Annotated in this window: 8 protein-coding genes; 4 read left to right on the forward strand and 4 right to left on the reverse strand. The window is 58.6% G+C overall.

The window, feature by feature from the left end; genetic code table 11:
• Positions 1–195, forward strand: a 195-nt coding sequence (locus AC1DKV_RS39625) for a hypothetical protein (RefSeq protein WP_477139647.1), incomplete at its 5' end; no start/stop codon positions are given.
• 206 nt (positions 196–401) lie between these two features.
• Positions 402–1,226, forward strand: coding sequence for an IclR family transcriptional regulator (locus AC1DKV_RS39630; protein WP_441616513.1), 825 nt, complete (start codon positions 402–404; stop codon positions 1,224–1,226).
• A gap of 447 nt (positions 1,227–1,673) precedes the next feature.
• Here AC1DKV_RS39630 and AC1DKV_RS39635 read toward each other — a convergent pair whose 3' ends face one another.
• The 4 genes from AC1DKV_RS39635 to AC1DKV_RS39650 form a co-directional block, all read right to left on the reverse strand.
• Entirely contained in the window at positions 1,674–1,856 is a 183-nt protein-coding gene (locus AC1DKV_RS39635) for a hypothetical protein (protein ID WP_477139648.1), read from the reverse strand.
• A 272-nt stretch (positions 1,857–2,128) separates the two neighbouring features.
• Positions 2,129–3,331 carry a formaldehyde dehydrogenase, glutathione-independent gene (gene fdhA, locus AC1DKV_RS39640; RefSeq protein WP_477139649.1) on the reverse strand — a complete coding sequence of 401 codons (1,203 nt, stop codon included), beginning with the start codon at positions 3,329–3,331 and terminating at the stop codon, positions 2,129–2,131.
• A 51-nt stretch (positions 3,332–3,382) separates the two neighbouring features.
• Positions 3,383–4,465, reverse strand: coding sequence for an aromatic ring-hydroxylating dioxygenase subunit alpha (locus AC1DKV_RS39645; protein WP_477139650.1), 1,083 nt, complete (start codon positions 4,463–4,465; stop codon positions 3,383–3,385).
• A 104-nt stretch (positions 4,466–4,569) separates the two neighbouring features.
• On the reverse strand, positions 4,570–5,157 hold the full coding sequence (locus tag AC1DKV_RS39650; RefSeq protein ID WP_477139651.1) for a hypothetical protein: 588 nt from the start codon (positions 5,155–5,157) through the stop codon (positions 4,570–4,572).
• Between the two features lie 600 nt (positions 5,158–5,757).
• Here AC1DKV_RS39650 and AC1DKV_RS39655 point away from each other — a divergent pair.
• Together AC1DKV_RS39655 and AC1DKV_RS39660 are read left to right on the forward strand one after the other, a co-directional pair.
• Positions 5,758–6,723 carry a PDR/VanB family oxidoreductase gene (locus tag AC1DKV_RS39655; protein WP_477139652.1) on the forward strand — a complete coding sequence of 322 codons (966 nt, stop codon included), beginning with the start codon at positions 5,758–5,760 and terminating at the stop codon, positions 6,721–6,723.
• A gap of 58 nt (positions 6,724–6,781) precedes the next feature.
• Positions 6,782–7,855 carry an aromatic ring-hydroxylating dioxygenase subunit alpha gene (locus AC1DKV_RS39660; RefSeq protein WP_441616525.1) on the forward strand — a complete coding sequence of 358 codons (1,074 nt, stop codon included), beginning with the start codon at positions 6,782–6,784 and terminating at the stop codon, positions 7,853–7,855.
• The last annotated feature ends 161 nt before the right edge of the window (positions 7,856–8,016 follow it).

Raw genomic sequence — 8,016 nt, forward strand, 5'->3', positions numbered from 1 at the left:
TTCCTGTCTTTCTTTCTTCGCCAACTTCACAGGCGTTGCATGGCGGCCTCGACTCATCCCGCCATGATATCCGAGGCGATTATTTATTCAAGCTATTTACGGGATGTTGTACTAGCCGGTGCCGGGCAGGACCGCGACCCCGAAGGCCGTTTCGTGATCGGCGGGCGGGGCAGTTCCCTTCACCAGCCTGACTGATAAACTGCATTGCCCGCTTCCGGTGGCGCGCGTATCGCTTGCGCCACAAGCGAAGGGCGCGACGCACAGCGCGCCAGACGAGCAGGGCTTCCACATCAATGGGCACAATTGTTGACTTTTGCGCCGTGCGTGTATGATCGTGCACCACGGTACGCGCGCCTCTCGGCAGTCGCCGCCTGTCGGATCAGTAATCGCCCATTTCTAGCATGACCTCTAACTTCGACGAAGCATCCCTGGAATCCTCCGACCGCAAGGCCCGCGGCATTCAGTCGATTGTCATCGGCTTCGAAGTGCTKGAGAAGATCGTCGAGGCGCCGGGACCTCTCGCGCTCAAGGACCTGGCTGCGGCAACGGGCATGGCTGCAAGCAAGCTGCGATTCTACCTGGTGAGTTTTCTCGATCTGGGTCTGGTTTCACAGGATCCGAGCAATGGCCGGTACAGTCTTGGCCCCGCGGCATTGAAATTGGGCCTGGCGGCACTGGAAAAGGTAGATGTGGTGCGGTCCAGCCATGGGGAGATGGTCGCCCTCTCGGATGCCTTGGGCTACACGACATTCCTTGCCGTCTGGGGAACGCACGGACCGACGATCGTGGACCGTGTGGACGGCCGGAATCGAACGGTTCTCGAGATTCGCGTTGGTAGCGTGCTCCCGCTCTTGTCATCGGCGATCGGGCTCGTCTACGCCGCTTTCCTGCCGCGCAGCGCGACCCAGTCGTTGCTCGAGCGGGAGGCTGAAAATGGTGTTGGCGCCTGGGCGCCGACACGGCCGGACTTCGATCTGGACGCCGCTTTGCAGAACATCCGGGCTTCGAGATTCGCAGTGGCCTCTGGCACCTTGCTCGCAGGGTTCACTGCCGTCGCCTCACCTGTTCTCGACCGTTCKAATGTGCCCGTTGCGGCGATCTCCGTCATCGGTCCGATTGGTCGTATGGACGACATGATCGACGGCCACGTCGTGCAGGCCTTGTTGGAGCTGACCACCCGGCTGAGCCGCCAGATTGGCTGGAGCGATGCCGCCGTGGGTCAATGAGCGCGACGGCAGCATCGTGCCGCGGTCGGGAATGCCCCTTCATCSAACTGCTGAGTCTAATGGTGCGCCGCAGCCTGGCTAAATTACAGGCACTCTGAGTGCCGATTTCGGCCCGAGACGCGAAGAAGGCTGAAAGTGAGTTMGGCCGCGAGTTGCATCGCTAGTCCCATTACCACGTCAAGAAATGGGTCTTGGGCTTCCTGCGGTGCCCCACTACCGATCGGCGTGTCTGTGATTGAAGTAGCATAGAGCCGTAGCCTTTCAGCATTTGCAAGCGCCTTATGATAGTTCTCACTGGCCATCGCCAATGCCCGCGCAAAGTTTGCCTGAGTATTCGAGATGGCGCGCAAATCCATCGACGCCGTGTTTCTAAGTGCATGGAAGAGGTCTGCATCTGCACGTGCATGGGCCAGCTTCAGTTCGTTTCTGGCGGCCCTGGCCGCGACCTCAAACTCTTTCTCTGATTCCCATCTCGTAATAGTCGGCGATTCGATTGACCAAGAGCAGTGGATTGAGTTCTTCACACATATCTCCTTCCGGTGAAGTCAATAAGCAGACGATCGGCAGGCCTTCGATCGCGCGGAAGTGCGGCCCGACGATGAAGCCGGTGGTCCTGGCTTTTGCTCTCACATCGGTATCCACCTTGACGGTTACCCGGCTATCTACTTTTGGCGGATTATTCCCATGTTGCGACTAGCCGTATAGTGTTCAACAGAGCTCGATCCTCCCTCACAACTGCACCAGCAACTCCCGCTATTGTGTCAAGACGGCGATGGCCGGGCTGTTACGAACATCGCTCCGATATTTCCAGGCAATGTCCTTCAAGCCCGTCTTCTCTTGCGTCAGTCTGAATTGTTGGAAGGCAATTCAAGCATTGCGCGGTCAGCCGGCCGAGCGCCCGTTCAGGCGGCCTTGGCCAGCATTCCATGTGGATCGATCACAAACTTCTTCGCGACCCCGGAATCGAACTGGGCGTAGCCTTCAGGCGCCTGGGCCAGACTGATAACCTGGACATTCACAATTTCCGCGATCTGGATTCGATCCCAAAGGATGGCCTGCATCAGGTTTCGGTTGTACTTCATTACGGGCGTTTGACCAGTAAAGAAGCTATGCKACTTTGCCCAGCCCAAGCCAAGACGGACCGACAGGCTTCCGCGCTGCGCGGCCGGGTCGGTCGCACCTGGGTCGTCGGTAACATAAAGCCCGGGAATGCCAATCTTGCCTGCAACACGCGTCACCTCCATCAACGAGTTCAGGACTGTTGCCGGCGCTTCGGTCTGCGAGCCGCTATGGCCGTGTCCGCGCGCTTCGAATCCAACGCAGTCAATCGCACAATCGACTTCTGGCTCGCCTAGAATCTCAGCGATTTGCTCTCCAAGGGATGCGTCTTCGGAAAGATCCACAGTCTGAAAGCCAACGCGCCGCGCATGTTCCAGGCGAGCCTTGTTCACATCTCCCACGATAGTCACTGCAGCGCCCAGGAGCCGCGCCGATGCGGCGGCGGCCATCCCCACAGGCCCGGCACCGGCCACGTACACGGTTGCCCCGGGACCAACTCCTGCCGTTACCGCACCGTGGTACCCGGTTGGCAGAATATCGGATAAGCAGGTGAGATCCCTTATCTTGCTCATCGCCCGATCGCGATCCGGGAACTTCAGCAGATTGAAGTCTGCGTACGGCACCATGACATATTCGGCCTGGCCGCCAATCCAGCCACCCATGTCTACATAGCCATACGCACCGCCGGGACGACCCGGATTCACACTCAAACATACGCCAGTGTTMTGCGCCTTGCACATCGGGCAGCGTCCGCAAGCCACGTTGAACGGTACGGAGACCAGGTCGCCTCTCTGGAGCGTTGTGACGTCAGAGCCGATGTCGATGACTTCGCCCGTAATTTCGTGACCCAGAACCAACCCCGCAGGAGCGGTCGTGCGACCACGAACCATGTGCTGATCCGACCCGCAGATATTGGTGGATACCACACGAAGCACCACCCCATGATTTGCCTTTCTCCCGTTCGGTTCTACCAAGTCAGGAAAAGCGATAGCCTGCACCTCGACTTTCCCGGGGCCGACATACACCACACCTCTGTTCGCTGCCATTACCGTCCCCTTGATTAATACTCTATTGCAACTGCMACCGCGCAACCCAGGCTACCAGCGTGGCCCGTACAGCAGCTGACTTGGCAGGACCKGTTGTGCGGAGCCTTCGGATTGTTCGCGCAACAGCCTGTCGATGACCCGTGCCGCGTGAAGCGAGCCTGCATCAGCGAGCGTGTTGACTTCGGGGCGATCGATCACGCGGCCCTCTCTTGCCTTGTGCTGCTCTTCGAACACTTCCCTGTCTTCCGTAAATGCAGTTTCGACTTCCCGAAATATGAGCTCGGTAACTTCAGGCTTGTCCAGGTCGTGGTTGTGAACCTGACCCCAGAAGTAATGCGTCGTGTGCTCCGTCTCCGGGGTCATGGCATTCAGATTCAACCACTCCATCTTCCGGGCGTTCGCGGCTTCCTCTGGTGTCATGCCCGGCTTCATTGCCCCGACATATAGCCGACAGAACGCGGGTGGCATGAAGTGGATGATCTGCCAACGGTCGACCCGCTCGAACGGAATCACCGCAGCGCGCACATAGGAGGGCGGGGGAGGCACGTTGCGCATCCATCGATTCACGCGAACTTCGCTTTCGCCTCGATCGAACGTTACCTTGGCTTCGTCGACCACCGCTTTATTCCCAATGGTCGATTTATGCACGAAGCTCAGATGGCTCAGGTCGAGTAGATTCTCGACAATGAGCTTGAAGCTGGCGTTGACATGGAAACGAGTGGACTTTCCGCGCCAGTTTGGGTCGTCAAACCAGTGATAGTCCGGAATGTTGTCCGGGTTTGCGAGTTCGTCGTCGCCAATCCAGATCCAGATCCAGTGGTAGCGCTCGACGACCTGATACCGCTTGACATAGGCATTCTTGGGAATTGCCGTMTGGCCTGGAATCTCCGTGCACTGGCCCTCCTGGTTGAACACCATTCCATGATAGCCACAGCGAATTGAKCAACCTTCGACCTGTCCCTTGCTGAGAGGATATCGGCGGTGACAGCAAAGGTCTTCAAGCGCCGCTACGGATCCGTCGGTACCGCGGAACAGTACGACAGGTTCGTCGCAGATTCTCCTGGCCAACATGCCACCTGCCGGCACCTCTTCGGCGATCGCCGCCACATACCAATAGTTTCTAAGAAAAGTCATGAAAAATCCTTACTATGTTTCGCCACACACGGCCAATCCGGCGAGGCCGGTAGGAGTTGCCGGGCCTACGAGGCGATATTGAAACGTCTCAAAGCCAGGCGCCTTTATCCGACGCTCGCTATCACAAGCGCCTTGCAGCGCGACACCGAAAAACGTGCATTCGTCATCCGGGTTGCAATCCACATGACAAGAAGCACGGCAACTAGCGCCGCGTAGAGGGCAGTCGTATTGCCCGGATCAAGCACGCCGGGGAGGTTTCGGTTCGCAAAGAACTGGTGCCCTTCGACCGGCGCAGTCAGCGCGCCGGAAATGGCTGCGAGAGCCGCACCCAGTGCAAGAACCAGGGCAGAAGGGCGTGCCGCATCGACTCCGCGAGCGGGCATCACCGTGCCTTGGGTGGCCGCAAGAAGCTGGTCTAAGCGGGCGCGCCCATATGGATGGCGCGGCGCGAGTTGCTCCATGGGCAAGCCCGCCGGCATCAAGAGAGCGGCTGGACCGGCCACACMGAGCGTAAAGCTACCTGGTCCGCCTGTTAGGGCTGCGCAGCGGTGCGCGTCGGCAAGGTMCAGCGATCCGCGTGCAAGGTTGAACACTCCCATGAGGCCGAACCCCAATTTCGGCCCGGCCCCGACGGCGCATAGCGTCAGACAGAATTGTGGTGCTTTAGGCGCTTCTTCGGTCGCAAATCCCATCGTTCGTCTCCATCGCCTGCTGTTGTGTGCAACTACGTTATATGAATGCAACTATATTTTATGAGGGCGCGAGAAGTCAACGAGAGTCACGGGTGCAATTCGTAAGTGAAAACCCTAGTCTCCATTTTGGTTGCACGCGTTTAATATTGTTGCAAACGACAGTGGGTGAGGAGACAAACATGCATGGACACCTATCGAGGCATGCCCTGGCGCGGACGTCGTCGGCRTCACTTTCAGCCGTTTCTGACAGGGGCGAGCGATATATCCCCGATTTCTTCGGCGTGTTCCGCCATCACGATGGGCTGGCGGAACACGCTGCCGCCTCCCGGAGCGGAAGGTCCCAAGCGGGCATGTGTTGGCGCCGAACTACCTGACCGGCAAGGATCCAATGGGCCTTGGCGCAGGCCCAACTCAAATCGGTATGGCAACTTCAAATCGAGCCGAAACCAAATGACCATGACTCGCGCGAAATGGTGGKGCCGCCGAATGGCTCCATCGGATTCGCGAATTGAAGCAAGGTGGTCACAGACTATATTGGCCCATACGTGAGTCAGTGCGCCGCCCCCAATAACCAATGATTAGACTTATCTCGCACGCATCATGAACGCCCCCCTACTGACTCTGAAAGTGGCACATAAGGCCGACGAAGCCGTCGATATCTGCTCGTTCGTGCTAGTGGATCCATCCGGCAAGTCGCTTCCCGCGTTTTCCGCCGGCTCGCATATCGACGTCCACGGTCCATCGGGGCTGGTGCGCCAGTACTCGCTATGCAACGCCGCGAATGAAACCGCGCATTATCAGATCGGCGTCCTGCGGGATCCCGGCTCGCGTGGTGGATCCGTCGCCATGCACGACGGCATCCAGGAAGGCGATCTTCTTCACGTCAGCGAACCAAGAAATCACTTTCCGCTTGAGCACGCGGCCAAGCGTTCATTGTTGTTGGCCGGTGGAATCGGCGTAACCCCGATTCTGTGCATGGCAGAAAGTCTTTCCAGCATAGGTGCACCTTTCGAGATGCACTATTGCACCCGATCGCGGCAACGTACTGCGTTCGCTGAGCGTATTTCGACGTCTGCGTTTTCCGCCMAGGTCATGTTCCACTTTGACGATGGGCCCGACGATCAGAAGCTGGATATCGTCGCGCTCTTGCGAAATCCCGACCCMGAAACGCATCTCTACGTATGTGGCCCCGCGGGTTTCCTCGAGTTMGTCCTGTCCACCGCGCGCGCGCAGGGCTGGCAAGCGCCGTTMATTCACTACGAGTACTTCGGCGCGGCTGTCGGCGGGGCAGAAGAGGACAAGGCCTTCGATGTGAAGATAAATAGTACCGGCAGGGTCTATCGAATCGCGGCGGACAAATCCGTGGCCGTTGCGCTGGCAGAACGAGGCGTCGAAATCCCCGTGTCCTGCGAGCAAGGCGTGTGTGGCACATGCGTGACACGCGTGCTGGAAGGGGAATTGGATCACCGTGACCACTATTTTACTGACGCCGAGCACGCCCGGAATGATCAGTTCACTCCCTGCTGTTCCCGTTCAAAAGGCGAAATGCTGGTCCTGGACCTGTGAAAGGCCGGCTGGCCGCCCACTACGGCGCGCGCTTTCACTCCTCAATGGATAAATCAAAATGAATTACGTAAAGAACGCCTGGTATGTCGCGGCTTGGTCCGACGAAGTGAAGGCAGGCGAGATGTTCCATCGGACATTACTGGACGAAGGACTTGTGTTCTATCGTCGAGGCGACGGCCAGCCGGTTGCCTTGCTTGACCGCTGTCCGCACCGCTTCATTCCGCTGCACATGGGCACACTCCACGGCGACATCGTGGAGTGTTGCTACCATGGCCTGCAATTCGATTGCACCGGCCGTTGCGTGCACAACCCGCATGGCGAAGGAAGGATTCCCGCCGCTGCGCGAGTGCGGGCCTTCCCCGCGGTGGACCGCCACCAGATGCTATGGGTCTGGATGGGCGACAAGCCGGCCGATGAGAGTCTCATACCCGACTACAGTGTGCTTGATGGCGAGAGCGGCTATGAAACCTCACGGGGCTACTTCGTCATGGAGGCGGACTACGAACTGCTGGGAGAGAATCTGCTCGATCTGAGCCATGTCCCCTTCCTGCACAGTGGCTTGCTGGGCAGTCCTGAAATGGCCCGTGGGTTGCCAACCGTGCGGGAAGCCGATGGGGGATTGCAGGTCGACCGCTGGATGCCCAATATTCAGATACCCAAGGTGTTTGATCTGCTTTTCCGAGGGGACGGCAAGCCCGTCGATATGTGGAATAACATGCGATGGAATCCCCCTTCGGCGTTCCTGCTGGATACGGGCGTACACGCCCCGGGCGAATCCCGCGAGCACGGCGCGTGGTACTACGGCGTGCACATTCTGACTCCCCAGACTGCACGAACKACTCACTACTACTTCGCCTCGGCACGTCTTCCCAGGGAAACGCTTGCCCCGGAGTTCGACATCGAACTTGCGAAGCTTCGCCGCATCGCCTTCTTCGACCAGGACAAACCAATCCTGGAAGCGCAACAGCGGGCCATCGGCGATGCTGACTTCTGGTCGCTGAAGCCGGCTTTGTTTGAAGTGGATGTGGGCCCGGTGCGTATGCGGCGGATGCTGGAGGCAATGGTCGCCCGGGAAGAGGCAGAAAACGGGAAAACCGGCGCCGCCAACCATCGGATCGTCGAGAAAGGATAGAAGCGGGCGATCCTCACGGTCTGGTGATCCGGCCCCTTGTCTTGGGGTTTCGCGCGCGCTGAATTTCAATCGATTGGCTATCCAAGCCTTCGGATATTGGACGACCACACCTAAGCGCCGCTKAGTTCTCTCCCCTTGTTTTCCTTGTTGCGCCGTGCCGT

The organism is Cupriavidus sp. 05T41 (assembly GCF_056396525.1).